General features: G+C 71.2%; 25 protein-coding genes, 1 pseudogene and 1 riboswitch. Of the genes and pseudogenes, 14 read left to right on the forward strand and 12 right to left on the reverse strand.

All coding sequences use genetic code 11. From position 1 onward, the window contains the following. The 3 genes and pseudogenes from KTR66_RS21645 to fdxA form a co-directional block, all read left to right on the forward strand. Positions 1-326, forward strand: a pseudogene (locus tag KTR66_RS21645) (hypothetical protein); the annotation flags it as partial. A 3-nt stretch (positions 327-329) separates the two neighbouring features. Beyond that, positions 330-608, forward strand: coding sequence for an RNA-binding S4 domain-containing protein (locus tag KTR66_RS21650; RefSeq protein WP_213616359.1), 279 nt, complete (start codon positions 330-332; stop codon positions 606-608). 75 nt (positions 609-683) lie between these two features. Further along, a complete protein-coding gene (fdxA, locus tag KTR66_RS21655) occupies positions 684-1,016 on the forward strand; it encodes a ferredoxin FdxA (RefSeq protein WP_213616361.1) in 333 nt (110 codons plus the stop codon). 52 nt (positions 1,017-1,068) lie between these two features. Here fdxA and KTR66_RS24935 read toward each other — a convergent pair whose 3' ends face one another. After that, positions 1,069-1,461, reverse strand: a complete 393-nt coding sequence (locus KTR66_RS24935) for a hypothetical protein (protein WP_249732339.1) — start codon at positions 1,459-1,461, stop codon at positions 1,069-1,071. Between the two features lie 139 nt (positions 1,462-1,600). Between KTR66_RS24935 and KTR66_RS24940 the strand changes: the two genes are divergently transcribed. Further along, a complete protein-coding gene (locus tag KTR66_RS24940; RefSeq protein WP_371819191.1) occupies positions 1,601-2,434 on the forward strand; it encodes a CarD family transcriptional regulator in 834 nt (277 codons plus the stop codon). After that, positions 2,431-2,859: a SufE family protein gene (locus KTR66_RS21665; RefSeq protein ID WP_371819192.1), complete on the forward strand. Its 429-nt coding sequence runs from the start codon at positions 2,431-2,433 to the stop codon at positions 2,857-2,859. The genes KTR66_RS24940 and KTR66_RS21665 overlap by 4 nt, the downstream gene beginning before the upstream one ends. Here KTR66_RS21665 and KTR66_RS21670 read toward each other — a convergent pair. From KTR66_RS21670 to KTR66_RS21715, 10 genes are all read right to left on the reverse strand, one after another. Next, positions 2,856-3,710: a methyltransferase domain-containing protein gene (locus KTR66_RS21670; protein WP_213616366.1), complete on the reverse strand. Its 855-nt coding sequence runs from the start codon at positions 3,708-3,710 to the stop codon at positions 2,856-2,858. The genes KTR66_RS21665 and KTR66_RS21670 overlap by 4 nt on opposite strands. A 19-nt stretch (positions 3,711-3,729) precedes the next feature. After that, a complete protein-coding gene (locus KTR66_RS21675; RefSeq protein WP_213616368.1) occupies positions 3,730-4,470 on the reverse strand; it encodes a P-loop NTPase in 741 nt (246 codons plus the stop codon). Then, positions 4,467-5,348: an AAA family ATPase gene (locus KTR66_RS21680; protein WP_213616370.1), complete on the reverse strand. Its 882-nt coding sequence runs from the start codon at positions 5,346-5,348 to the stop codon at positions 4,467-4,469. Before KTR66_RS21680 ends, KTR66_RS21675 begins: the two co-directional genes overlap by 4 nt. 3 nt (positions 5,349-5,351) lie before the next feature. Further along, positions 5,352-7,412, reverse strand: a complete 2,061-nt coding sequence (flhA, locus tag KTR66_RS21685) for a flagellar biosynthesis protein FlhA (RefSeq protein ID WP_371819193.1) — start codon at positions 7,410-7,412, stop codon at positions 5,352-5,354. Continuing rightward, on the reverse strand, positions 7,409-8,776 hold the full coding sequence (locus KTR66_RS21690; RefSeq protein ID WP_213616372.1) for a sigma-54 dependent transcriptional regulator: 1,368 nt from the start codon (positions 8,774-8,776) through the stop codon (positions 7,409-7,411). Before KTR66_RS21690 ends, flhA begins: the two co-directional genes overlap by 4 nt. After that, positions 8,773-9,099, reverse strand: coding sequence for a flagellar motor switch protein FliN (gene fliN / locus KTR66_RS21695; protein ID WP_249732340.1), 327 nt, complete (start codon positions 9,097-9,099; stop codon positions 8,773-8,775). Before fliN ends, KTR66_RS21690 begins: the two co-directional genes overlap by 4 nt. A gap of 24 nt (positions 9,100-9,123) precedes the next feature. Continuing rightward, positions 9,124-10,128 carry a flagellar motor switch protein FliG gene (gene fliG / locus KTR66_RS21700; protein WP_249732341.1) on the reverse strand — a complete coding sequence of 335 codons (1,005 nt, stop codon included), beginning with the start codon at positions 10,126-10,128 and terminating at the stop codon, positions 9,124-9,126. Continuing rightward, positions 10,125-11,798 (reverse strand): flagellar basal-body MS-ring/collar protein FliF, encoded by a 1,674-nt coding sequence (gene fliF / locus KTR66_RS21705; RefSeq protein WP_213616375.1) that lies wholly within the window; start codon positions 11,796-11,798, stop codon positions 10,125-10,127. Before fliF ends, fliG begins: the two co-directional genes overlap by 4 nt. Before the next feature lie 133 nt (positions 11,799-11,931). Continuing rightward, on the reverse strand, positions 11,932-12,597 hold the full coding sequence (locus KTR66_RS21710) for a flagellar hook assembly protein FlgD (RefSeq protein WP_213616377.1): 666 nt from the start codon (positions 12,595-12,597) through the stop codon (positions 11,932-11,934). A gap of 18 nt (positions 12,598-12,615) precedes the next feature. Beyond that, the gene (locus KTR66_RS21715; protein WP_213616379.1) at positions 12,616-13,428 is read right to left on the reverse strand and encodes a flagellar hook-length control protein FliK; all 813 of its coding nucleotides are present in this window, start codon (positions 13,426-13,428) and stop codon (positions 12,616-12,618) included. Between the two features lie 1,057 nt (positions 13,429-14,485). Between KTR66_RS21715 and flgE the strand changes: the two genes are divergently transcribed. The 5 genes from flgE to KTR66_RS21740 all read left to right on the forward strand — a co-directional run bounded on the left by flgE (position 14,486) and on the right by KTR66_RS21740 (position 19,845). Further along, complete coding sequence (gene flgE / locus KTR66_RS21720) at positions 14,486-15,763, forward strand: flagellar hook protein FlgE (protein ID WP_213616381.1); 1,278 nt, start codon at positions 14,486-14,488, stop codon at positions 15,761-15,763. A 70-nt stretch (positions 15,764-15,833) separates the two neighbouring features. After that, positions 15,834-17,369 carry a flagellar hook-associated protein FlgK gene (locus KTR66_RS21725; RefSeq protein ID WP_213616383.1) on the forward strand — a complete coding sequence of 512 codons (1,536 nt, stop codon included), beginning with the start codon at positions 15,834-15,836 and terminating at the stop codon, positions 17,367-17,369. A gap of 17 nt (positions 17,370-17,386) precedes the next feature. Next, on the forward strand, positions 17,387-18,463 hold the full coding sequence (locus KTR66_RS21730; RefSeq protein WP_213616385.1) for a flagellin: 1,077 nt from the start codon (positions 17,387-17,389) through the stop codon (positions 18,461-18,463). Between the two features lie 193 nt (positions 18,464-18,656). Beyond that, positions 18,657-19,097, forward strand: coding sequence for a flagellar biosynthesis repressor FlbT (locus KTR66_RS21735; protein ID WP_213616387.1), 441 nt, complete (start codon positions 18,657-18,659; stop codon positions 19,095-19,097). After that, positions 19,090-19,845 carry a DUF1217 domain-containing protein gene (locus tag KTR66_RS21740; RefSeq protein ID WP_213616389.1) on the forward strand — a complete coding sequence of 252 codons (756 nt, stop codon included), beginning with the start codon at positions 19,090-19,092 and terminating at the stop codon, positions 19,843-19,845. The genes KTR66_RS21735 and KTR66_RS21740 overlap by 8 nt, the downstream gene beginning before the upstream one ends. 4 nt (positions 19,846-19,849) lie before the next feature. Here the strand turns inward: KTR66_RS21740 and KTR66_RS21745 are convergent, their stop codons facing one another. Next, positions 19,850-20,098, reverse strand: a complete 249-nt coding sequence (locus KTR66_RS21745) for a hypothetical protein (protein ID WP_213616391.1) — start codon at positions 20,096-20,098, stop codon at positions 19,850-19,852. 119 nt (positions 20,099-20,217) lie between these two features. Here KTR66_RS21745 and KTR66_RS21750 point away from each other — a divergent pair, with 119 nt between their 5' ends. The 4 genes from KTR66_RS21750 to KTR66_RS21765 all read left to right on the forward strand — a co-directional run bounded on the left by KTR66_RS21750 (position 20,218) and on the right by KTR66_RS21765 (position 24,100). Beyond that, a complete protein-coding gene (locus tag KTR66_RS21750; RefSeq protein WP_213616393.1) occupies positions 20,218-21,291 on the forward strand; it encodes an AbrB family transcriptional regulator in 1,074 nt (357 codons plus the stop codon). A 22-nt stretch (positions 21,292-21,313) separates the two neighbouring features. Beyond that, positions 21,314-22,525 (forward strand): CaiB/BaiF CoA-transferase family protein, encoded by a 1,212-nt coding sequence (locus KTR66_RS21755; protein ID WP_213616395.1) that lies wholly within the window; start codon positions 21,314-21,316, stop codon positions 22,523-22,525. Between the two features lie 5 nt (positions 22,526-22,530). After that, entirely contained in the window at positions 22,531-23,325 is a 795-nt protein-coding gene (locus tag KTR66_RS21760; protein WP_213616397.1) for an enoyl-CoA hydratase, read from the forward strand. A 136-nt stretch (positions 23,326-23,461) separates the two neighbouring features. Continuing rightward, positions 23,462-24,100: an exopolysaccharide biosynthesis protein gene (locus KTR66_RS21765; protein ID WP_213616399.1), complete on the forward strand. Its 639-nt coding sequence runs from the start codon at positions 23,462-23,464 to the stop codon at positions 24,098-24,100. An 8-nt stretch (positions 24,101-24,108) separates the two neighbouring features. Next, positions 24,109-24,315, forward strand: a riboswitch (cobalamin riboswitch). Positions 24,316-24,340 lie beyond the last annotated feature (25 nt).

Here is a 24,340-nt window from a genome sequence, read left to right on the forward strand (position 1 = left end):
GCGACCGCCACCGCGGCCCGCGCCCGGCCGAGGGCCAGCCCGAGGGGGCGCGTCCGGAAGGCCGCCGCGATGGCCCCAGGAAGGAGGGCTTTCGCCCCGAGGGTCGCAAGGATGGCCCGCGCCGCGATGGCCCGCCGGGCCAAGGCGGGGGGCAGGGCGACCGCAAGCGCGACGAGAGCCGCCGCGACGGTCCCCGTCCGCCGCGCGATCGCGAGCGCGACCGTGGCCCCGGCGGGCCGGAGACGCGGACCTTCCATGAGGACCGCCTGGCCAGCAAGGTGGAGGACAGCCCCTTCGCCGCGCTGATGAAGCTCAAGCTGAAGTAGCGGATGGAGGGGGGCGCGCCCTTCCTGCGTCTCGATGCCTGGCTCTGGCATGCGCGCCTGGCCCGGTCCAAAGCCGATTGCGGTGCGCTGATCGAGGCGGGTGGCTTCCGCCTCAACCGCCAGCCGGTCACCAAGGCCCATGCGCGCATCCGGGTGGGTGATGTGCTGACCTTCCCCCGCCACGGCGAGGTGGAGGTCTGGCGCGTGCTGGCGCTGGGCACGCGGCGCGGCCCGCCCGAGGAGGCGCGCGGCCTTTACGAGAAGATTTCAATCACGGAATGACGCGCCGCATGGCTGGACAATCCGGCGTGGCAGGGCCATTCCTAGGGCTCCGCGTCGCCATCGGGAGCTGTGTTTGTGACCTACGTCGTCACTGAAAACTGCATCAAGTGCAAGTACATGGACTGCGTGGAGGTCTGTCCGGTGGACTGCTTCTACGTGGGCGAGAACATGCTCGTGATCCATCCCGACGAGTGCATCGACTGCGGCGTCTGCGAGCCGGAATGCCCGGCCGAGGCCATCCTGCCCGACAGCGACGACAAGGCCACGGCCTGGGTCGAGCTGAACCGGAACTACGCGCAGTCCTGGCCGAACATCACCCGCAAGGGCGAGCCGCCGGCCGATGCCGATGAATGGAAGGACAAGCCCGGCAAGCGCGAGCTTTTGAGCCCCGAGCCCGGCAAGCCCTGAGGCATCGCGCGGGCGGAACTCCCGCCGGGCGTGACCCGTTGCGTTTTTTGTGTTACGCTTCAGCGCCGGAGACGTTGCTTGCCCTTGTTCCGCCGGGTTTCCGCCGGGCGAGGGCCGCGTTCCGAACCTTTCCTCGGCATGCAGGAGCAAAGCGCCCCATGGCCTCGTCCGCCAAGCCCGCCAAGGCGAAAGCCAAGCCCGCCCGCTCCAGCAGCAAGCCGGCCGCGAAGCCTGCCGCAAAGGCGGCGCCCAAGACGGTGAAGAAGCCGGCCGCCAAGGCGGCGCCCAAGCCGGCCAGCAAGGCTGCGACGAAGCCCGCTGCGAAGGCCCCGGCCAAGGCGCCGGCCAAGCCCGCAGCGAAGGCTGCGACCAAGCCGGCCGCCAAGCCGGCCGCCAAGCCGGCGGCCAAGCCGACGCCGAAGCCGGCACCGGCGAAGCCCGCCAAGGCCAAGGCACCTGCCCCGGTCACCAAGACCAAGGTCGTTGCGGCCCCCGCCGCGGCGCCCCCGCCCTCCAAGCCCACCCCATCCGCTCCACCGGCCGCCCCCCCGGCCGTCTCCACCAGCAAGGCAACCTTACCTCCAGTGACCAAGAGCAAGGCCTCCGAGGCCAAGTCCACTCCGAAATCCGCGCCCACGAAGACGGCCCCGGCCAAGGCAGAAAAGCCCGCCGCCACCGCCGAGGCGCCGCCGCCCGCCCCGGCGCCCACGACCGCGCCCGCCCCTGAGCCCACGCCGGCGCCCGCCGGTCCGCGCCCCTCCATCGTCGTGGCCGCCCCGCCCAACATGCCGGTGCGCCCCACCACCAACCCCATGTCGCCGCGCCCGCCCATGGGCCGGCCGAACATGCCGCCCTCCTTCGCCGTCCGTAGCCCCGGCCGCCCGGGCTTCGCCGAGGGACAATCCACGCCGCCCCGCCCGCCCGGCCCCAAGGTCGAGTTCAAGGCGGGCGACCATGTGGTCTATCCGACGCATGGCGTCGGCACCGTGCAGGGCATCGAGGTGATCGAGGTGGCCGGCATGGACCACCACATGATCGTCGTCACCTTCGAGGAGAACCGGATGACGCTGCGCGTCCCGGTCAACAAGGTGCCCACGGCGGGCCTGCGCAAGCTCTTCACCCAGAAGGAGTTCGAGGCGGCCATTGATACGCTGAAGGGCCGCGCGCGCATCAAGCGCACCATGTGGTCCCGCCGCGCCCAGGAATACGAGGCGAAGATCAACAGCGGCGACCCGATCCAGATCGCGGAGGTCGTGCGGGACCTGCAGCGCAATGCCGGGCAGCCCGACCAGTCCTTCAGCGAACGCCAGATCTACGAGCAGGCGCTGGAGCGGCTCGCCGCCGAATACGCGGCCATCGAGAAGATCGACAAGCTGGCCGCCAGCGAGGCGCTGGTCGCCTTCGCCAAGTCCTCGTGACCGCGCAGCACGAGGCCAGCATCGAGACCGTCATCGCCGATCTCGAGGAGGGCTTCGCCCTCTTCGACGATTGGGAGGACCGCTACCGCTACCTCATGGACATGGGGCGTGAACTCGCACCCCTCGCGCCCGAGGAGATGGTGGAGGCGAACCGCGTCTCGGGCTGCCAGTCGCGCGTCTGGCTGGTGACGCGCGTCGCTGATGGGCGCGTGCATCTGCGCGCGGCGAGCGACGCCGCCTTCGTGCAGGGCCTGCTCGCGCTGCTGCTGCGCGTGCTGGATGGCCGCCGCGCGGAAGAGATCCTGGCCACCGATGCGGGCTTCCTGACGCGCCTCGGCCTGGGCGAGCATCTCAGCCTCTCGCGCCGCAATGGCGTGATGGCGGTGCTGGCGCGCATCCAGGCCGCGGCGAAGGCGGCGGTTTAGGCCGGCTTCCGCGCCGCCAGCAGGCGGTAATGCACCCAGCCCTCGGTCTGCAGGCTTTCGAGCAGCAGGCCACCGATCTCGGCCTCCGCGCGCACGCCGAAGCCGAGACTGCGCGACAGCCAGGATCTGCGCCGCACTTCCGCGAGGCGCGGTGCCACCTCCGCCATGCCGCGCACCTGCAGCAGCGGATTGAGGTCGCGCTCGCCGACCAGTTCAAGCCCCGCATCGCGCAGCGCCGCGATCCAGCCGTCGCGATCGGGCGCGACGGGGCAGCGCCAATCCTGCTTGAACTGCGCAAGGCGCTGCGCGGGTTCCGGCGGCAGGTTGGGCTCGGGCATGTCGTCCACCACCAGAAGATGCCCGCCCGGCGCCAGCCGCTGCGCGAGGCCGGCGAGCGTGGCGCGTGGATCGGCGCTGTGGATCAGGCTCTCGATGCCATAGATCAGGTCGAAAGGGCCGGCCGGCGGGGCATCATAGGATTGCACCTGCACGCGCACGCGCGCCGACAGGCCAGCCACCGCCAGCGCCGCATTGCCGCGCGCCGCCTGCTCGGGCGAGAGGGTGAGGCCGGTCCAGTCGCCTCCCAGGCGGGGTGCGAGGTCGAGCATGGTGGCGCCATAGCCGCAGCCGGCATCGAGCACGCGGGGTGCCTCGGGCAGCGCCAGGCCTTCCAGCATCAGGCGATGGATCACCAGGGGCGAGGGCGGGCCGCCCGTCGGGTCAGCCAGGGCCCGGTGCACGGGGTGCACCGCCTCCCCGGCGGCGCGGCGTTCCCGGTAGAAGGAAATGCCGTCGAGCCAACGGTAATAGCGCTGCACGCGCCGCGCCTGGCGCTCGGATGCGGTCGACATGCGCGGCCTTTACGCGAAGTCACGCGGCTTGTCGCGCCTGCTGCAGCTGCGCGGCGAGGCGGCGCAGATCCTCGGCGGCGGGCGTGTTCGGATGGCGCGTCAGCAGCGGCGCCTGCGCACGGATCGCCGCCGGCATGCGGGGGTCGCGCCGCACGGCGCCCAGCAGCGTCAGCCCCTGGCCCAGGAAGCCGCGGCAGGCCGCGTCCAGCGCCGCATGAACGCGCGCCGGCTGTGCCGCCATGTTCACCAGCAGCCCCGCTTGGCCTCCTGGCGCATCGCGCCGGTGCAGCTTCAGCACCGCATAGGCATCGGTGATGGAGGTCGGCTCCTCGGTGGCGACGACCACCAGTTCATCGGCCATCGCCGCCAGCCCCCGCTGTGCCGCGCCGATGCCCGCACCGAGGTCGAGCAGCACCCAATCCATCGGCAGGCCGCGCAGCAGCGCCACGAGCTCGGCGGCGCCCGCGCGGTCCAGCGTGGCGAGCGCGGTGGAGCCGGAGCGGCCCGGCAGCACGGCGAAGCCCGACGGGTGATGCAGCAGGGCGGCCGCCATCGCGCAGCGCCCCGTCAGCACATCGCCCAGGTCATGCCGCGGATCGAGGCCGAGTTGCACATCCACATTGGCAAGGCCGAGATCGCCATCCACCAGCGCGACGCGGCCCCCCGCCTCGGCCAGCGCCTGGGCGAGGCCGATGGCCAGGCAGGTCTTGCCGACGCCGCCCTTGCCGGAGGCGATGGCGATGAGACGGGGCATGCTCATGCGGGATTCTCCCGGTCAGGGCTGCCCGACAGGCGCGCGGCCAGCCAGGCGGGGGAAAGGGGTTGCAGCCCATGCGCCACCTGCGGGCCGATGCCCGCCTCGGTCAGGGCCAGGCCGGCGCAGGCGGCGGAGAGCACGCCGCCCAGCCGCCGCGCCATGTCGAGCCGCGTGGGCAGCAGGTGCCGGGCGCCCAGTTGGTGGAAGGCGCGGGCGATCTCGGCACTCTCCTCGGCGTCCAGGCCGGCGGGCAGCACCAGCACCGGCGTCGCGTCCGCGGCACGGATCAGGCGATACAGGCGCTCGGCCTGCGTCTCGTCGAAGGGGTCGCAGCCGAAGCCATCCACGAGCGCGAGCTGCCCGGGTTGTCGCGCGCTGAGCGCCTTGGCCAAGGCTTCCGGCACGGCGGCGACGGCGAGGGTGACGCGCAGCAGCCGCGTGAAGGCGGCGAGCTGCTCCACCGCCCCGGCGCGCGCGCCATCGGCGGTGACGACGATGGGCGTGTGCCCCGCCATCTTGGCGCGCGCGGCGAGCTTCGCGCAGGTCAGCGTCTTGCCCGCGCCGGGCGGGCCCACCAGCAGCAGCGGGCGATCCTCGGGCAAGGGCTCGAAGGCGATCCGCGCCGCCAGCGCGCCCGTCAGATCGGGGCCCGGAAAGGCGCCGCTCAGCGCCGCGCCCAGATTGTGTCGCGCGAGTTCGGAGGGGGGCGGCTCCGGCTCGGGTTCGATCAGTTCGGGCTCGGCCAGGTCCAACGCTGCCGTGACCTCGACGCCGCCCGCCACACGCCGCGTGCCGAGCACCACCGCCTCCTCACCCAGCGCATCGCGCACGGCGGCGAGGGCAAGTGTGGCGTTGCGCGCGTGAAAGACCCGCAGCCGCATGGCTCAGACGCTGGCCAGGCTGCGGATGCGCACGCGCGGATGGATCTCGGCCTGGGAGAGGACGGGCGTGCTGGGCCGGAAACGCTCGATGATGGCGCGCAGATGCGGGCGCAGCGCGCCCGAGCAGAGCAGCGCCGGGTGCTCGCCCTGCGCGGCCTGTGCGTCGAGCACATCGCGCAGGCGCTGCATGAAGGCCTGCAGCCGTGCGGGTTCCATCGCCAATTGGCGATCTTCCGGCGGGCCGGCCAGGGATTCCGTGAAGGCCACCTCCCACTCGGGTGAGAGCATCACGATGGGCACATAGCCTTGCGGCCCGCGCGCCGCCTCGGAGAGCTGGCGGGAGAGGCGCATGCGCACGATGCCCAGCATCTGCGGGAGCGAGCGCATGCCCGCCGCCGCCGCCTCCTGCAAGCCTTCCAGGATGGTCGGCAGGTCACGGATGGAGACGCGCTCGGCCAGCAGGGCCTGGAGCAGGCGTTGCAGCAGGCCGATGCTGACCTGCGAGGGGATGAGGTCCTGCACCAGCTTCTGCTGGTCCCGCGGGAGTTCGTCGAGCAGCTTCACCGTCTCGCTGTAGGAGAGCAGCTCGCTCATGTTCTCGCGCACCACCTCGGTCAGGTGCGTGGCCAGCACGCCGGCGCAATCCACCACGGTGCAGCCGCGCGCCAGCGCCTCCTCGCGCAGGGTCTCCTCGATCCAGAGGGCGGGCAGGCCGAAGGCGGGCTCGGTCGTCTTCTCGCCCGGCAGGTCGGGCAGGCCGCCCTCGGGATTGATGGCGAGATGGCGCGGCGGCCGCAGCGTACCGCGCACCGCCTCGATCTCCTTCACACGCAGGATGTAGGTGTCGGGCGGCAGATCGAGATTGTCCTGGATGCGGACGGAGGGGAGGACGAAGCCCATCTCCTGCGCGATGGAGCGGCGCAGGCCGCGGATCTGCTCGGTCAGGCGTGGCGCCTCGCCGGAAGCGAGCGAAAGCAGGCCATAGCCCAGCTCGAGCCGCAGCAGATCCATGCGCAGCGCCTCGGCCACCGCGGGCTCGGTCGGGATGGGGGGCGGTTCCTCCGGCAGGGGTGGTGCGGCGAGGCTCGCCCGGCGCTGGAACCAGGCGGCGGCGCCCGTGGCGCCCGCGATGACGAGGAAGGGCAGCAGCGGCATGCCCGGCATGGCCCCCAGCACCAGCGCCGAGGCCGAGGCGATGGCGAGCGGCTTCCAGCCGGTCAGCTCGCGCGCCATGAGCTGGTCCGCCTGCTCGTCACGCGCGGCCTTGGTGACGACGATGGCCGCCGCCACGCTGACCAGCAGCGCCGGAATCTGGCCCACCAGGCCATCGCCGACGGTGAGGATCGAATAGGTCTCCACCGCGTCACCAAAGCTCATGCCGTGCCGGCCGAGGCCAATGGCCAGCCCGCCCAGCAGGTTGATGAAGGTGGAGATGAGGCCGGCGATGGCATCGCCCTTCACGAATTTGGACGCGCCATCCATGGCGCCGTGGAAGCCGCTTTCCTCCTGGAGTTCGCGGCGCCGCAGCCGGGCCTGGGCCTCGTCGATCGTGCCGGCGGAGAGATCGGCATCAATGGCCATCTGCTTGCCGGGCATGGCGTCCAGGTGGAAGCGCGCCGCGACCTCGGCGATGCGGCCCGCGCCCTTGGAGACGACGACATGGTTCACGATGAGCAGGATGGCGAAGACGATCATGCCCACCAGGATGTCGCCGCTCATCAGGAAGTTGCCGAAGGCGGCGATCACGCCGCCCGCCGCCTCCGGCCCCTCATGCCCATTGGCGAGGATGGCGCGCGTGGTGGCGACGTTGAGGCCGAGGCGGAACAGCGTGGTGATCAGCAGCAGCTGCGGAAAGGACTGGAAGTCGAGTGGCCGCGTCAGCAGCAGCGCCACCATGAGCATGAGCACCGAGACGACGATGTTCAGCGCGAGCGCCGCATCCAGCAGCATGGCGGGCAGCGGCACGATCAGGATGATCATGACCAGCAGCACGCCGGCCACCAGCATCACCTCGGAGGAGAGGCGGAGGTTGCGCAGCCAGGCGGGGAGGGCGGCGGCGTTCACGCGACGCGCCAGCTCTCGGGCAGCTGCCCGGGCGCGAGCGGCACGGCGACGCCCTGGCCGCGATACTCGGCCAGCTTGTTGCGCAGCGTGCGGATGGAGATGCCCAGGATCTCGGCCGCGCGCGTGCGGTTGCCGAGGCAGCGGCCCAGCGTCTCCAGGATCAGTTCACGCTCCACCTCCTCCATGCGGCGGCCGACCAGGGCCGCGATGGGGTGGGCGGGCGCGGTGGCCTCAGGCATGGGCGCATCCGCCTGGGCTTCGGCCGGCGCACTGCCGAGCTCGATCGCATCGGCGCCGATCTCTGGGCTCGTGGCCAGCAGCACGGCGCGGTGCAGCGCGTTCTCCAGCTCGCGCACATTGCCCGGCCAGGGATGCGCCATGAGGCGCGCGGTGGCGGCGGGCGAAAGAGGCCGCGCGGGCAGTCCGTTCGCGGCGGCGTAGCGGGCGGCGAAATGCTCGGCCAGCGGCAGGATGTCGCCCGCGCGTTCGCGCAGCGGCGGGATGCGCAGCTGCACGACGTTCAGGCGGAAGTACAAATCCTCCCGGAAGCGGCCAGCGCGCACCTCGGCCGCAAGGTCGCGGTTGGTGGCGGCGAGGATGCGCACATCCACGCGCACCGGCTGCGTGCCGCCGAGCTTGTCCACCTCGCGCTCCTGGATGGCGCGCAGCAGCTTGGATTGCAGCCGCACATCCATCTCGCCGATCTCATCCAGCAGCAGCGTGCCGCGATCGGCCTGCTCGAACTTGCCTTTGCGCGCGGCGACGGCGCCGCTGAAGGCGCCGCGCTCATGGCCGAAGAGCTCGCTCTCCAGCAGCGCCTCCGGCAGGACCGCGCAGTTCAGCGCCACGAAGGGGCCGCGCGCGCGGCGCGATGCCGCATGGATGTGGCGCGCCAGCACCTCCTTGCCGGTGCCGCTCTCACCGGTGATGAGGACGGAGGCCTCGGCGCGCGCGAGTTGCCCGGCGCGGGCGAGCAGCGCCTGCATCGCCGGATCGCGGCAGACCGGTGCCTCATGCTCCGCCGTTACCGCCTGGAGCATGGCGGCGATCAGCTCCGCCTCAGGCGGCAGGGGCAGGAATTCCCGCGCGCCGGCGCGGATGGCGCGCAGCACGGAATCCGCATCGGCGTTGCGCCCGCAGGCGATGAGCGGGGTGGCGATGCGCTCCTCCGCCAGGCGCTCCAGCAGCCAGGGCAGGTCATGCGCGGCATCGGCGAGGATGAGGTCGGCGCCGGCGCCGCGCAGCCGCTCCAGCGCGGGCGTCACGCCCTCAACCTGCGTCAGCTGCGCGCCGCGCGCGCTCGCGATGCGCGCGGCATGGCCCAGCTCGCCGGCCAGCGAGCCGATGATCAGCAGCCGCGTCATGTGGCGCGATCCGCCTTCACGATCTCGGTCATGGTGATGCCGAGGCGATTATCCTCCACCATCACCACCTCGCCGCGCGCGACGAGGCGGTTGTTGACGTAGATGTCCACCGCCTCGCCCAGCTTGCGGTCCAGCTCCACCACGGCACCGCGGCCGAGCTTGAGCAGCTGGCTCACCTGCATCGTCGCGCGGCCCAGCACGGCGCTGACCTGCACGGGAATGTCATAGACCGCCTCGAGGTCACGCGGCGGCGGCGGCGCGCGCTCGCCATCGGCGGGCGCGCCCGGCGTGGTCGGGACAAACTCTTCCGTCGCGTCGCTCATGCGGCCTCCTGCCGGCTCTCAGTCTCATTCAACAAGCTCGTCATCCTTGCCCTCGGAGAGCTGGATCTGGCCCTGCGCGGCGAGGTCCTTGGCGGCGGTGACGACGGCGGCCTGCGCCTCGTCCACATCCTTGAGGCGCACGGGACCGAGGGCGGCGATGTCGTCGCGCAGCAGCTTGGCCGCGCGCTCGGTCATGTTGCGGAAGAAGAGATCGCGCATCTCCTCGGCGGCGCCCTTCAGGGCCAGCGTCAGGCGCTCCTTTTCGACGGAGCGCAGCAGCAACTGCAGCCCTGCCGGATCCAGCCGCTTCAGGTCGTCGAAGGTGAACATGAGCGAGCGGATGCGCTCCGCCGCCTCGAAGTTGCGCTCCTCCAGCGCGGCCATGAGGCGCGCCTCCGCCTGGCGATCGAGGCCGTTGAAGATGTTGGCCATCATTTCGTGCGCGTCGCGGCGCTGCGTCCGCGCCAGGTTGGACATGAACTCCATGCGCAGCGTGCGCTCCACGCCCTCCAGCGCCTCCTTCTGGACATTCTCCATCCGCAGCATGCGCATCACCACCTCCATGGCGAAGCCCTCGGGCAGGATGGAGAGGACGCGCGCGGCGTGGTCGGGCTTCACCTTGCTCAGCACCACGGCCACGGTCTGCGGGTATTCGTTCTTCAGGTAGTTCGCGAGGACCGTCTCGTTCACATTGCCCAGCTTGTCGAAGATGGTGCGGCCGGCCGGGCCGCGGATCTCCTCCATGATCTGGTTCACGCGCTCGGGCGGCAGGGTGCGCAGCAGCATCCGCTCGGTGCTCTCATAGGAGCCGACGAGGCTGCCCGCCTGGCCGATCTGCCCCGCGAATTCCTCGCAGATCGCCTCCACCGTCTCCGCCGGGATCGTGCCGAGCTGCGACATGGCGTGGGAGAGATCGCGGATCTCATCCTCGTGCAGCCGCTCGAAGAAGCGCGTCGCGTGCTCCTCGCCAAGCGCCAGCATCAGGATGGCGGCCTTCTGCGTGCCCGCCATGCGCCTGCGTCCACTCATGCGTCATCCTCCGGGGTGAGCCAGCGGCGGACCGCGAGCAAGGCTTCGTCGGGGTAGGCCTCCACCAGGCTCGTGATGCGTGTGATGGAGGAGCTGCGCAGCTGCCCCTGGACATGCGCGAGGTTCATCATCGGCTCGCCATCCGCGCCGCCCTCGGTGCCGAGCAGCCCGGCGGGCCGCTCGCCCGACGGCAGGGCGGGATCGCCCGGCTGGCCCGGCAGCGCGGCGCCCCCTTCGCCGGCGAGCGTACCAGCGGCCATGCCGCCGGCCCCGGCCAGCGCCGGGGTGGGGTTGAGCGAGAGCGAGAGCTTGCGCGCCACGGGCCGCGCCACCAGCAGCAGCGTCAGCAGGATCAGCACGCCGATGAGGGCGGTTTCCATCAGGCGCGCCAGCACGGCCTGCGGGATGTCGAGGCCCAGCATGCCCGCCTCGCGCGGGCCTTCCTCCGGTTCGGCGAAGGGCATGGAGACGACCTCCACGCGGTCGCCCCGCTGCTCGTTGAAGCCCACGGCGTTGCGCACGAGGCCCGCGATGCGGCCCAGTTCCTCGGGTGTGCGCTCGCGCTTCGCGGCGGTGCCGTCGGGCCGCGCCTCCGTCACGCCATCCACCAGCACGGCGACGGTGAGGCGGCGCGTGACCGGATGCTCGCGCAGCACATTGCGCAGCGTGCGGCCGATCTCGAAATTCGTCGTCTCCTCCTGGCGGCTCTCCTGGTTGCCGTTGCCGCCTCCGCCGGGCTCCGCGCCGGGCAGGTTGTTGCCGACGCCGACCGGCCCGCCTTCGGTGCTGCGGCTCGTCTCGTTGCTGGATTGCGTGCTGCGGGCGACCTGGTTCTCGGGATCGAAGCGCTCCTCGCGGGTTTCCACGCGGTCGAAATCCATCTCGAGCGCGACTTCGGCGCGGACGCGGCCTGGGCCCAGCACGCGCTCCAGCATTTCCTCCACGGCGCGTGACAGCCGCGCCTCCTGGCCGCGGCGCAACTCCTCCTGCGTCTGCGCGCCGGCCGGCCCGCTCAGCGCCTGGCCGCCGCGCGCCAGCAATTCGCCGCGGCTGTCCACGATGGAGACATTCTGCGGCCGCAGCCCCGGCACGGCGGCGACGACGAGATGCAGCACCGCCTGCACGCCCTCCCGGTCCAGCCGCTGCGCGCCCTGCATGGTGAGCAGCACGCTGGCCTGCGCCTCGGCCCGCTCGCGCGAGAAGGCCTCGCGCCGGGGCAGAACGAGATGGACGCGCGCCGCGCGCACGCCGCTCAGTGCGCGGATGCTGCGCGCCAGCTCGCCCTCCAGGGCGCGCAGGCGGTTCATCTCCTGCTGGAAGGGCGTGGTGGTCAGGCTCTCATTGCGATCGAACAGCTCATTGCCGAGGGAGCCGCCGGCGGGCAGGCCTTCGCGGGCCAGGGCAAGGCGCAGCCGGGGCACATCCTCGGCGGGGACGAGCACCTGCGTGCCGCCGGCGGCGAGGCGATAGGGCACGCGCTGGCGCTCGAGCGCGGCGACCACCGCGCCCGCATCGCGCGTCTCGAGATCGCCATAGAGGAGGCCCATGGGCGGCGTTCCCGCCCGCAGCACGAGGAAGCCGATGAGGCCGAGAACGCCGAGAGCGACACCTGCCAGCGCGATCAGCTGGACCCGCCCCAGGGCGCGAAGCTGACCGATCAGGCCTTGCATGGCACCACCCGACGCGGCGCGCTGCACACCAACATGCAAATTCTCCCGGAGGCTCATCCTGTGCCCTGGGCAGAACTTGCCGCATACCCTGTTGCGAAAGGCTTAACGCCCTGCGCCTACGGCGAAATCTCGCTCAATTCGCGGCCAGGCCGCGCAGCTTGTCAAAATTGACCGAGAGCGCGCCGAGGCTGAGCCGCACCTCGCCGCCGCTGCGATCCACCGCCGTCGCCCGCGCCAGCACGCCGGCATCGAGCGTGCTGCGCGTGCCATCGGCGCGGATGCCGCTCACGGTGAAGCGGTAGGCGCCGTCATTCTGCTGCGCGCCATTGGCATCGCGCCCATCCCAGTTCCAGGTCACGGGCGCGCTGCCCAGCGCCACCTCCGTGCTGCGCAGGGTGCGGCCGGCGGAATCCATCACCGTGATCAGCGCGCGCTGCGCCTGGCCGGCCGCCGGCAGCCGCAGCTGCGCCTGGCCGCCCTGCAGCGAGAGGCGATCGCTCTCCACCTCCACCACACGTCCCATCAGCGGAGCGGCGGAGATCAGCTGGTTGCCCTGCTCCACGCTCAGCAGCCGTTCGAGATTGCTGTTCACCTTGATCTGCTGCTCGACGGTGGCGAACTGCACCAGCTGCTGCGTCATCTGGTTCGCATCCATCGCATTCGTCGGGTCCTGGTTCTGCAGCTGCGTGGTCAGCAGCGTCAGGAAGGTGTTGAAGTCCGAACCGATGCCGGTGGTCGTGGATGCGCGTGCCGTGGACGTGCCGGTGGCTGTCTGGGTGGTGCCGATGCTGCCGCTCATGCGGGGTTCTCCGTCGCGTCAGATGTTGAGGTCGAGAAGGCCGCGCGCCGCGCGGCTGGACGCGGGCTCGGTTGCGGTGACGTGCAGGGTGGGGCCGGCCCCGCGCGGGGGCGGGCCGCCCCGCGCGTCATGCCGCCCCTGCGGCTCACGCTCGCCCGAGGAGGTGCCGAGCGAGAATTCGATGCCCTTCGCCTCCACCCGCAGCCCCGCATCCGCCAGGCCGCGATCCAGCTCCTGCCGGTCGCGCAGCAGCAGGGCGAGCGTCTCGGGTCGCTCAGCCACGATGCGCACCGCATGCGTTTCGCCCTCGCGTTGCACACGGATCTCCACCCGGCCCAGCTCTCCCGGCTCCAGGCTGAGCTGGAAGCCCCCGGAGCCCGCCGGCGTGAAGGCGAGTGCAACGGCGACATGCGCCACCTGGCGCATGGGTGGTGGTGCCGGTGGTGGCGCGCCGGGCGGCGCCTCCGCCAGGCGCGGCGTGATCGGCGCCGGCTGCAGGCCCGGGGGCGCGGCCTCCACCACGATTGCCTGTGGTGGCGCCTGGGCTGTGGCGAGCGCAGGGGGCGGGGCAGGCAGGTGCTTGCTGGCGGTGCTCTCCCCCAGTGGGCGCGATGGCTGCGCGTGGGGGAGCGCGATGGGTGCGGGCTCCGCCTCCGCGACCGGCTCTGACGCCAGGGCGGCGGGAGCGAGGCTCCCTTCCTCCGCCTCGGCGCGCATTCGTGCCGGCGAGACTGACGCGCGCGGCGAGGTCGGCGCCGGGCGCGCGGCGGCGGGGGCGAAGCTGCCCTCGGCCACCCGTTCCGCATCGGGCTGTTCTGGCGCGTCTGGCATGGCCTCTTCAGGCTCTGCCGGTGGCGCCGGGGCCGTGTTCGGCGGAGCCGCCGGCGCCGCGGTCTCGGCGATGGCGAGCGCTGCCCGTCGCGCCACCGGTTGCGGCGGCCCGGCTGCCCCTGCCGCTGGCGAAAGGGATGGGAGCGGCGCTTCAAGCGGCGCCAATGGCGGCGGGCTCTGGCTGCCCGTCGTGATGACCGGCGGTTCGTCCTGGTCCTCTGCGGCCTCCGTCTCCTCGACGTCGCCGGCCCCCACCTCCGCCGGCGGCGAGGAGGCGCCCGGCCTCACTGCCGCAATCTCCACGGGAGGCTCACCGGGCTCTGCCGCATTGGCGGCGGCCGGCGGCGCGGCAGCTGGCCCGGGGGGCGGCGTGGCGGCGTCAGGCGACAGCTGCGCCATATCCGGCGCTGGGTTTGGCGCCAGTTCGGGCGCTGACGGCGGGTCCTCTTCGGCCGGGCCCAGCCCGGCTACGGGCGGCGCCGGCATGGCGGCTGCCAGTGTGCTGGGCGCGGCGTCAGGCAAACCGGACCTCGGGGCAGGCGGGCCTTGTGACCCGACCGCCGCCGATGCGCGAGCAAGGGCGGCGATGCTCGGGCTGTCCGGCGTGAGGGCCGGGGGTGCGGGGGCCTGGCCCGCCAGCGCCGCGGGGCTCGGCGCGAGGGCTGCGGCAGGCGTGGCGCCGCCGGCGCCCGGCACAAGCAGCGCGGCGCTGCGGCTCAATGCCTCCTGGAAGCCGGCTTCCGCAGGGGGTTCCGCCAGCACAGGCGGCATGCCCATCGCGAGCACGGTCGTCGGGCCGATGGAAATTGCGCCCTCCATGCCGGTCTTCCTTCCGTCGCGCGCCGGGCGGGCCCCATGCCCGCGCATTCCGCGCCAGGCCGGGCGGCAGCAAGCCCCGGGCCAGGGCGCGGCGCCGCGCCACCGGCATGATCCGCCGGCCCCGGGGCCGCTTCCTGCCGCCACCGGGCAGTTTCTGCCGCGCCCGGGCCGGTCATCGCTGGCACGCATCCTGCCTGCGCCCCGCCAGCCCCCTCTCCTTCGGCAATGGAGCCTCTGCATGTCGATCTTCGGTGCGATGACCACGGCCATCTCCGGCATCAACGCGCAAGCGCGGTCGCTCGGCCACATCTCGGACAATCTCGCGAACAGCCAGACCGCCGGCTTCAAGCGGATCGACACCAACTTCAACGACCTCGTCACCCAGTCGAGCATCAGCTCGCACTCCTCGGGCTCGGTCATCGCGCGGCCGGACTTCACCAATACGGTGCAGGGCACGGTGGAGCAGAGCGAAAACCCTCTGGGCCTCGCCATCGGTGGCCAGGGCTTCTTCAGCGTGGCGCAGTCGCGCGGCAGCGCGGGCGGGCTGCCCGTCTTCGATGAGCGCCAGTTCTACACCCGCGCCGGCGATTTTCGCATGGACCGCGACGGCTATCTGGTGAACGGCGCCAACTACTTCCTGCAGGGCTGGCCGGTGGATGGCGAGGGCGTGGTGGACCGCACCACGCTGGCGCCGGTGCGCGTCAGCCAGGAGGTGTTCAACCCGATCGCGACCTCCATCATCGAGATGTCGGCCAACCTGCCGGCGCTCGATCCGCCGGCCACGGTGGCCGATGCCAAGACCTACAGCACGCAGGTGCAGATCTACGATCAGGTGGGCAACCGCAATCCGGTCACTGTCACCTTCACGCAGATGACGGACGGCACGCCCCGCGGCTGGAACATGACCATCACGCCCAATCCGGTGACGGGCGGCGTGGACGTGCCCATCATCTTCGGCACCAACGGCACGATCGAGAGCTTCGACGGCACGACCGGGCTGACCAACACGGCGGTGGAATTCCCCTTCGAGATGGATTTCGGCCTGGGCAACCAGGCGGTCACGCTGAATCTCGGCCGCTTCGGCGTGGCGCAGGGCATCACGCAGTATTCAGGGACGGATTTCTCCCTGCGCAATCTCTCGCAGAACGGTGTGCCGCCCGGCGGCTATTCCGGCCTCGCGGTGCGTGACAATGGAGATGTCGTCGTGAACTACGACAACGGCCAGTCGCGCATCGTGGCGCGTGTGCCGCTCGTCTCCTTCAGCGACCCCGACAAGCTGCAGCGCCTGGATGGTCAGGCCTTCATGCGCACCGTCGAAAGCGGCGAGGCGCAGGTGACGGATGTCTCGAGCAACGGCGTGGGCAAGCTCGTGGTCGGTGCCTTGGAGAAATCCAACGTGGATATCGGCGCCGAGTTCACCAAGCTGATCGTGGCGCAGCGCGCCTATACGGCGAATACCAAGCTCGTCACCGCGGCGGACGAGATGCTGCAGGACACGATCAACATGAAGCGCTGACGCGCTTGGGCAACATGAAGCGCTGACGCGCCCGGGCGACCTGAAGCGCCGAACCTAGGACCAGTTCCGGATGAGCCTCGATCTTGCCATCGGCATCGCGCGCAGCGGTCTGCAGGCCACGCAGCGCGCGCTGGCCAATGTCTCGCAGAACATCACCAATGCCGAGACGCCGGGCTATACCCGCAAGACCGGTGCTGCCGAATCCCGCACCGCGGCTGGAATGCCGATGGGCGTGCGTCTTGGCGATGCGCGGCGCGAGGTGGACCAGGCCCTGTTGAACGAGCGCGATTCGCGCGGTGGGGAAGCGGCGGCGGCGCAGGTGCGCGAAAGCCTGCTCTCCGGCATCGAGGCGCTGCACGGCACGGCCGGGGCCGGCGAGACGCTGGGCGATGCCATCGCCGCCCTCCAGGCCAGTCTGACCTCGCTGCGCGGCGCCCCGCAGGAGGGCGGCCTGCAGCGCGTGGCGTTGAACGCAGCGCGCGAGGTGACGGGGCGCTTCCAGGACCTCGCGGCCGGGGTGGCGGATGCGCGCCAGCAGGCGCATGACGGCGTCCTGCGCGAGGTCACGCAGGTGAATGCCGGCCTGAACGAGATCGCCCAGCTCACCATCGCCATCCGAGGCGACCGCTCGCGCGGGCTGAGCACTGCCGATCTCGAGGACCGCCGGGACCTGGCCTTGGCGAAGCTCTCGCAGAGCCTGCCGGTGCAGCCGCTGCACCAGCCTGATGGCGGGCTCGTGCTCCTGGCGCGCGGTGGCTTCGCCCTGCCGCTGGAGCCCGAGGGCGAGGCCATCACCGCCGCCTCCGCCGATCTGGGCGCGAGTTCCTTCCACGGGGCTGGCGGTGACATCCCGCCCATCCTGCTCGGCGGCGCCGACATCACGCGGCAACTGGGCGGCGGGCGGCTCGGGGAATTTGTCGCCCTGCGCGACGCCACGTTGCCGCGCTATCAGGCCGAGCTCGACCTCGCCGCCGCCACGATCGCGACGCGCTTCGACCAGCAGGGGCTGCGCCTCTTCACCGGTGCGTCGGGCCAGGTGCCGGACACCTCGCTGCCCTACACTGACCCGACTGGCGGGCAGCTGGGCTTCGCCGGCCAGATCCGCCTGAGCGACGCGGTCGCCGGCAACCTCGCCCTGCTGCGCGACGGCACTCACGCGGTGGCGGATACGCCCGGCGGGGCCAGCGGCTTCACCCCCAACCCGGCCGATGGGCCCGCCGGTTTCGCAACCCTGCTCGACCGCGTGATCACCCACAGCCTGGGGCAGACGGTGCGCCCCGGCGTCACCTGGCCGCCCATCGCCTCCAGTGGCATCGGACCCGATGGCACGCTCAGCTCCCCGTTCATTCCCCCGCGCGCGATCGGTGATTACGCCGCGACGCTCACCGGCGTGCAGGCGGCCGACCGTGCGGCGGCGACGGCGGCACGCGAGCGCGCCGAGGGGCTGAAGGCCGGCATGGATGCGCGCTTCCAGCGCGAGGCCGGCGTGGACCCGGATGCCGAGATGGCGGCGCTGATCCGCCTGCAGAACGCCTATGCGGCCAATGCCCGCGTGCTGAACACGGCGCAGCAGATGTGGGAACAGCTGCAATCCATCGGCCGATAGAAGGGGACTGACCCGCCATGTCCAGCATGGAATTGTTCAACCGGCTGATGGGCGACACGATGCAGCTGCGCGGTCGCATCGAGAATCTGACGCGGCAATCCATCACCGGCCTGAAGGCGGAGAGGCTGGGCGATCTCGGCGCAGGCGTGTCCCGGAGCGTCTCGCTCCGCGCCGAACTGGGGCGGCGGGAGCTCTCCGGCCAGGCCATGGAGCAGGCGCTCGGCCGTACCGCGGTGATGCAGGGCAGCCTGGACCGCCTGACCGAGATCGCCCGCGAATTCCGCACCAAGGCCGCCACGCGCATCACCGCGGGCGATCCCGGTTCGCTCATGACGGTGCAGGGCGACGCGCGCGCCGCGCTGGTCGAGGTGGCGCATCTGCTGAACACCCGGCACGGGGGCGAATATCTCTTTGGCGGCAGCGACCTGACGCGCCCGCCCATCCCCGACCCGGAAGGGCTGCCGACCGGGCCGATGGCGCAGCAGATCGCCGCGGAGGTCGCGGCGCTGCCGAGCCAGGGCCTCGCTGCCACCGTGGCCGCGACGCGGGGCATCGCGCAGAGCAACCTGGCCGGCGTCACGCCCTTCTCCGATCGCCTGGCCGCCGACGCGGCCCTGCCGCCCGGCGAGCAGGAGGCGCGCCGTGCCGTACCCGCGGCGGATGGGCAGCTGATCGGCTACGGCATCATTGCCGGGCGCAACGCGGATGCCGTCAGCCAGGGCGAGACGACCGGCAGCTGGGCGCGGGATCTGATGCGCAATCTGATGAGCCTGGCCGCGCTGACGCCCGAGCAGATGAGTGACCGCCAGACCTTCGACGCCTTCATGGGCACCCTGCGTGACGGCCTTTCCTCCGCCGAACTGGCGCTGGGCGAGGAGGCGGGTGCGCTGGGCACGGTTGAGGCGCGGATGGAAGCGACGCAGCGCCGGCATGACGATCTCTCGACGGCCTTGTCCAAGCAGTTGGCGGACATCGAGGAGGTGGACGTCGCCGATGTGCTGGTGCGGCTGCAGGCCACGCGGAACGCGCTGGAGGCGAGCTACCGTGCGATCGGGTCGCTGCGGGAACTCACCCTCGCGAATTTCCTGCGATGAGGCACGCCTGGGTCCGCCGCCTCGATCTTCAAGCGGCATTAACCCCGGCCGACGCAGAATGATCCCGTGCCGGGTGGTCCCCGGCACCGGCGGAACGGCAAGGAGCCATGAGGGCCCGTGCCGGCCGCGCCCCGCCCCCGGCTGCGGAGGCTGGGCGTGGATTTCCTGCCGGAGCGACTTGAAGGGAAAAAACATGTCCACGCTCGTGTTGGAACTCCGCCAGGGTGACCTGATGGTGGTGAACGGCGCGCCGATCCGGTTCCGCAACCGCACGCGGATCGAGCTCGCGGCCAAGGCGCGCTTCCTCTTCGGCAAGCAGATCATGGCGCCGGAGGGCGCCAACACGCCCGCGCGACGCATCTATTTCGCGCTGCAGACCGCCTATATCGGCACGGAGGAGGAGCGGGAGCCCGGCCTCCTCGCCGCCCGCACGCTGATCGAGGAGTTCAAGGAGGCCACCACCTCCGTCCTCGTGCGTGAGATGCTGGCCCGCGCGCTGGAGGCCGCTGAGGAGGATGACTGCTACCTGGCGCTGAAGATCGCACGCCGCGTCATGCGCCACGAGGAGGAGGTGCTGGGCCTCACCCCCCTGCCGGCGCCGCGGCGTGAGGCGCCCGAGGGCGCGCATGGCTGACGCGGCGGCCGCCGTCGCCGCCTTTCGCCGGGTGCTGAAGCCCGGCGAGGAGGAGCGCGCGCTCGGCCGCATCGCCACCGAGCCGCAGCAGAAGCGCGCCATGGAGCAGTTCAAGCGGGCCGTGGACCGTGCTCCGGATGTGCGTGCCGCCCTGCGCGACCCGCGCGTGCTGCAGGTTCTCACCAGCGCGCTCGGCATTCCCGAGGGAGGCAGCCAGCCGGGCCTCGCCACGCGCGTCCTGCTCTCGGACCTCAACGATGAGAAGAGCCTCGCCAATACGCTGGGCGACAAGCGCTGGAAATCCGCCGCCGAGTCGCTGAACCTCGCCAAGGGCGGCATCGCCGCGCTGCGCGACCCGCAGCTGCAGGCGAGCCTGGCCGATGGCCTGCGCCGCGCGCAATGGAATCAGAACCTGGAAAAGGAGCAGCCGGGCCTGGGCGACGCCGTCCTCTTCAAGGAGCGTGCGACGGCAGTGGATGGCAATATCTACGCCGTGCTGGGCGATCCCATCATCCGCCGTGTGGTGACCGGCGCGCTGGGCCTGCCGCAGGAGATCGCGATCCAGTCCGTCGAGACCCAGGCGCGCGCGGTGCGTGCGCGGCTCGACATCAGCAAGCTGGAAGACCCCAAGGAGGTGCAGCGCCTGGCGGAGCGCTATCTCATGAACCGCGCCCGGTCGGAATCCGGCAGCAGCGCGGCGGCGATCCTGGCCCGCTTCGGCTTCCCGCCGGGCGGCTTCACCGCCTGAGGCATCAGGGCTTCACGCCGAAGCCGCGCTGCGCGTTGCGATAGGCCTCCAGCTGCGCGGCGCTCGGCGCGCTGCGCGCGACCTTGCCCTCCGCATCCAGGAACTCCATGACGACGATGCCGAGCGCGGGGTCAAGCCGCAGCCGTGGATTGGGGCCGATCGGCGGCGCGGGGGGCGGCGCGGGGCCGCTGGCCGGGCTGGTGGCGGGCGCGGCGGGGAGGCCGGTCGGAAGATAGGTGCCGATGGGCTTCATGGGCGGGGCTCAGTCAGGGTGAAGGTTCGTCCCAGAAACCACGCCAGGGGTTAATCGCTGATGAAAGCGCGCGGCATGGGTTTGACGCGCGCGCCCCAAGCGCCGAACCTGGATGCCGCGTGACCCTTCCTCCCTCTCTCCCGGCGCATCTGTTGACGCTGGCCGCCGCTGTGGCGGGCGGCTTCATCTTTTCGCTGCTGCATGTGCCGCTGGCCTGGATGATCGGCGCCATGTTCGGCACGGCGGCAGTGGCGTGGTTCCGGCCTTTCGATCTGGTGCCGGCCGTCCATCCCGCGGCGCGGCCGGCGGCGCTGATCGTGATCGGTCTCGCCTTCGGGCAGACCTTCTCCGGCCCCGTGCTCGCTGCGCTGCTGGGCGCGGCGCCGGCCATCCTGATCGCGGGCGTGCTTTCCATCCTGGCGGGCATCGCCACCATGCCGGTCTTCACGCGGATGGCGGGGACGGACGCGCGCACCGCCTATTTCGCCACCATCCCGGGCGGCGTCATCGTCATGGCGGTGCTGGCCGACCGCGCAGGAGCGCCGCTGGCGCCGGTGACGCTCGCGCAGACCTTGCGCGTGCTGGTGGTGGTGCTGGTGATGCCGCCCACGCTCTCGGCCATCGCGCCGCATGGCGACTCCAGCGCCTTCGTGGCGCCGCGCCTCGTCTTCGATGCCACGGGCTTCCTGGGGATGCTGGTGGTCGGCTCGGTCGGCGCGCTGCTGTTGCGGCGCACGGGCATCGCCAATCCCTGGATGATCGGGCCCTGCTTCCTCGCCATCACCGCCGCCGCCTTCGGGCATCTGCCCTCGGCCGTGCCGCCTTTGCTGATCGATGCGGCGCAGGTCGGCATGGGGGCGGGGCTGGGGCAGAAGCTGACCAGGGAGTTCCTGCTCGGCGCGCGCAAGCTGATGCGCGCGGCGCTGGTCTCCTCCCTCCTGCTTTGCCTGTTCTGCACCGTGTTCGGCGCGGGGCTCGCCTGGATCATGGGCCTGCCACCCTCGGCGGTCATGCTCGGCATGGCGCCGGGCGGCATGCCGGAGATGGGCGTGACCGCCAAGGCGCTCGGCGTCGCGGTCCCGTTGGTGCTGGCCTTCCACCTCACGCGCACGCTCATGTGCAATTTCCTGCTGGGGCCGATCTATCGCGGGCTTGTGGGCCTCGGCCTGTTCAGGCCACACGGCAGCGCGTAGTTTGCCAGCGGGAGAAACATCCATGCCAGATGACAGCGCCGCCGCCGCGAAAGCCGCGACCACCCTGCCCCTGAACGGGCTGCGCGTGCTTGACCTCACCCTCGCCCGGGCCGGACCCACCTGCGTGCGGCACCTGGCCGATTGGGGCGCGGACATCATCCGCATCGAGCCGCCGGGCAATAATGACGGCTTCGGCGGCGCGCGGGACGGCTTCGATTCCGTGAACCTGCACCGCAACAAGCGCGGCCTCGCGATTGATCTCAAGAGCCCCGAAGGCCACGCCGCCTTCCTGCGCCTCGCCGCCACCGCGGATGTCGTGGTCGAGAACATGCGGATGCAGGTGAAGCACCGCTTGAAGATCGACTACGAGACGCTGTCCAAGATCAACCCACGCCTCGTCTATGCGAGCATCTCTGGCTTCGGCCAGACCGGGCCTTACTCCACGCGCGGCGGTGTGGACCAGATCGCACAGGGGCTGGGCGGCCTCATGTCCATCACGGGCGAGCCGGGGCGCGGGCCGATGCGCGTGGGCATCCCCATCGATGACCTCACGGCGGGCAACCTGCTGGCGATGGGCGTGATGATGGCGCTCTATGAGCGCGAGAAGACGGGCAAGGGGCGCTGGGTCCATACCTCGCTGCTCGAGGCGCAGGTCTTCATGCTCGACTTCCAGGCCACGCGCTGGCTGCAGAAAGGCGAGATCGCAGGACAGGCGGGCAATGACCACCCGGTGAACACGCCCATGGGCGTCTTCCCGAGTGCCGACAAGCCGATCAACATCGCCGCCTCTTCGCCCAAGCTCTGGGCCGTCTTCTGCAAGGCGGCGGGGCGCGAGGATTGGCTCGCCAAGCCCGAATGGCAGACCGCCGAAGGCCGCACGGCCGACCGCGCCGCGCTGAACGCGGCCGTGAGCGAGGTCACGCGCCAGAAGCCCAGCGAATACTGGATCAATCTGCTGGAGGAGGTCGGCATCCCCTGCGGGCCGATCAACAACATCCGTGAGGTCTTCGAGGACCCGCAGGTGCAGCATCTGGGCATGGTGTGGGATGTGCCGCACGCCAAGCTCGGCAAGGCGGGCGTGGTGCGCACACCGATCAACATCGAGGGCCACACACCGGGCATCCGCCGTGGCGTGCCGGCGCTCGGTGAGCACGCCGACGAGATCCTGGCGGAAGCCGGGCTGACCCCTGAGGAGATCGCCGCATTGCGGGCGAAGAAGGTTTTGGGAGAGTGAGTGAGATGCAGTTCGCCGATGGAAAGATCCTGGCCCGCAGCGAAGGCGGCGTGGGCACGATCATCTTCAACCAGCCCGAGAAGCGCAACGCGATGAGCATCGCGATGTGGGACGGCATGGCCGAGGCGCTCGATATCTTCGAGGCCGACCCGGCGGTGCGCTGCGTCGTGCTGGAAGGCGCGGGCGGCAAGGCCTTCGTCTCGGGCGCCGATATCAGCCAGTTCGAGAAGAACCGCTCCGACGCCGATGCGCAGCGGCAATACAACATCAAGACCAGCCATGGCCGCGAGCGGCTGGCGAATTTCGACAAGCCGGTGATCGCGAAGATCCAGGGCTTCTGCATGGGCGGCGGGCTTGGCATCGCCATGTCCTGCGACATGCGGATCGCGGGCGCGGGGAGCGAATTCGGCATCCCGGCGGCCAAGCTCGGCATCGCCTATGGCTTCGACATGGTGACCAACCTGGTGAACCTGGTGGGCCCCGCCCATGCCCATTTCATCCTGATGACCGGCGGCCGCATCGAGGCGGCCGAGGCGGAGCGCATGGGCCTGATCAACAAGCTGCACCCGGCCGAATCGCTGGATGCCGAGGTGGCGAAGATCACCTCCACCATCGCGGTGAACGCGCCGCTCTCGCTGCGCGCCAACAAGCGCACCGTGCGCGCCGTCCTGGCCGATCCGGCGGATCGCGACATGGCCGCCATCGCCGCCAACCAGGATGCCTGCTTCGACAGTGCCGATTACCGCGAAGGCCGCCGCGCCTTCATGGAGAAGCGCAAGCCGGTCTTCACCGGCGCCTGAACGCCTCAAAATGGGCGGCTTCGTTTCGGGAAATGAGGCCGCCCGCGAAATTACCACTGGCTTCTGCGCAATATCTCGTTAAGTTCCCGTTCATCTGCGGGACCCCCCGCGGGGGGATAGTCACAAGGACAGGCTTTTGGACGGCACGGCGCAACCCGCACCCGATCAGCATGATGAGCATCTCGCGCCGATTTCGCGCATCGTCACCGAGGTCGCGGCCCAGTTCCCGGGGGCGCGCATCACGCTGGGCGAGATGGCCGAAGCCTTCGGCGACCGCGCCTTCGGCCTGCTGATCCTGCTGCTTTGCCTGCCTTCGCTGCTGCCGGGCATGGCCTCGGTCTTCGGCATCCCCATGCTGATCCTGGGCGTGCAGATGGGCATGGGCCGCCGCGTGCCGAAGCTGCCGCGCTTCATCGCCCGCCAATCCATCAAGCGCGAGGACCTGCTGCGCCTGTCCGGCGCGTCCAGCTCCTCCTGGATCAAGCGCGTCGAGCAATATGTGAAGCCGCGCCCAGGCTTCTTCACCAGCCCCTTCGGCGACCGGATCGTGGGCTGGCTCACCGTCTATTCGGCCGTCATGCTCATCCTGCCTGGGCCGGGCACCAATGGCCCGCCGGCCTTCGGCACCATCATCATGGCGCTGGGCGTGGTGGAGGCGGATAACCGCGTCATCGGCATCGGCGCGCTGGTCACGCTGCTGGGCTGCCTCTTCGCCACCTTCGTGATCGGCGCCCTGGTCTGGGTGGGGATCCAGGCCCTTGGCTGGGTCATCTGACCCGGTCTAGACTCGAATCATGTGAAGGTGACCCGATGAGGGTTGAAACGGGAACGCGCGACGCGCCGGGCATTCCGGCCAATCCGCGGCTGCCCCCGCAACTGTAGGCGGAGAGCCCCGATCCAGATGCCATTGCTTCCCTGCCGGGGGGTGAGAAGGCGGATCAGGGCAACGACCCGCGAGCCAGGAGACCGGCCTTCGCAGAGTTGTTCTCGCGCGTACCGGGCGGGGTGCACCGGT

Origin of the sequence: Roseococcus sp. SDR, from assembly GCF_019083995.1 — a bacterium.
In the GTDB taxonomy this organism is placed as follows: Bacteria; Pseudomonadota; Alphaproteobacteria; order Acetobacterales; family Acetobacteraceae; genus Roseococcus.

Excerpts from the sequence above, each read along its gene's own strand:
- KTR66_RS21650 (WP_213616359.1), top strand. The coding sequence starts at position 330 with ATGGAGGGGGGCGCGCCCTTCCTGCGTCTCGATGCCTGGCTCTGGCAT.
- KTR66_RS21670 (WP_213616366.1), bottom strand. The coding sequence starts at position 3,710 with ATGTCGACCGCATCCGAGCGCCAGGCGCGGCGCGTGCAGCGCTATTAC.
- KTR66_RS21675 (WP_213616368.1), bottom strand. The coding sequence starts at position 4,470 with ATGAGCATGCCCCGTCTCATCGCCATCGCCTCCGGCAAGGGCGGCGTC.
- KTR66_RS21680 (WP_213616370.1), bottom strand. The coding sequence starts at position 5,348 with ATGCGGCTGCGGGTCTTTCACGCGCGCAACGCCACACTTGCCCTCGCC.
- KTR66_RS21690 (WP_213616372.1), bottom strand. The coding sequence starts at position 8,776 with ATGACGCGGCTGCTGATCATCGGCTCGCTGGCCGGCGAGCTGGGCCAT.
- fliN (WP_249732340.1), bottom strand. The coding sequence starts at position 9,099 with ATGAGCGACGCGACGGAAGAGTTTGTCCCGACCACGCCGGGCGCGCCC.
- fliG (WP_249732341.1), bottom strand. The coding sequence starts at position 10,128 with ATGAGTGGACGCAGGCGCATGGCGGGCACGCAGAAGGCCGCCATCCTG.
- fliF (WP_213616375.1), bottom strand. The coding sequence starts at position 11,798 with ATGCAAGGCCTGATCGGTCAGCTTCGCGCCCTGGGGCGGGTCCAGCTG.
- KTR66_RS21710 (WP_213616377.1), bottom strand. The coding sequence starts at position 12,597 with ATGAGCGGCAGCATCGGCACCACCCAGACAGCCACCGGCACGTCCACG.
- KTR66_RS21715 (WP_213616379.1), bottom strand. The coding sequence starts at position 13,428 with ATGCCAGACGCGCCAGAACAGCCCGATGCGGAACGGGTGGCCGAGGGC.
- flgE (WP_213616381.1), top strand. The coding sequence starts at position 14,486 with ATGTCGATCTTCGGTGCGATGACCACGGCCATCTCCGGCATCAACGCG.
- KTR66_RS21725 (WP_213616383.1), top strand. The coding sequence starts at position 15,834 with ATGAGCCTCGATCTTGCCATCGGCATCGCGCGCAGCGGTCTGCAGGCC.
- KTR66_RS21730 (WP_213616385.1), top strand. The coding sequence starts at position 17,387 with ATGTCCAGCATGGAATTGTTCAACCGGCTGATGGGCGACACGATGCAG.
- KTR66_RS21735 (WP_213616387.1), top strand. The coding sequence starts at position 18,657 with ATGTCCACGCTCGTGTTGGAACTCCGCCAGGGTGACCTGATGGTGGTG.
- KTR66_RS21740 (WP_213616389.1), top strand. The coding sequence starts at position 19,090 with ATGGCTGACGCGGCGGCCGCCGTCGCCGCCTTTCGCCGGGTGCTGAAG.
- KTR66_RS21745 (WP_213616391.1), bottom strand. The coding sequence starts at position 20,098 with ATGAAGCCCATCGGCACCTATCTTCCGACCGGCCTCCCCGCCGCGCCC.
- KTR66_RS21755 (WP_213616395.1), top strand. The coding sequence starts at position 21,314 with ATGCCAGATGACAGCGCCGCCGCCGCGAAAGCCGCGACCACCCTGCCC.
- KTR66_RS21760 (WP_213616397.1), top strand. The coding sequence starts at position 22,531 with ATGCAGTTCGCCGATGGAAAGATCCTGGCCCGCAGCGAAGGCGGCGTG.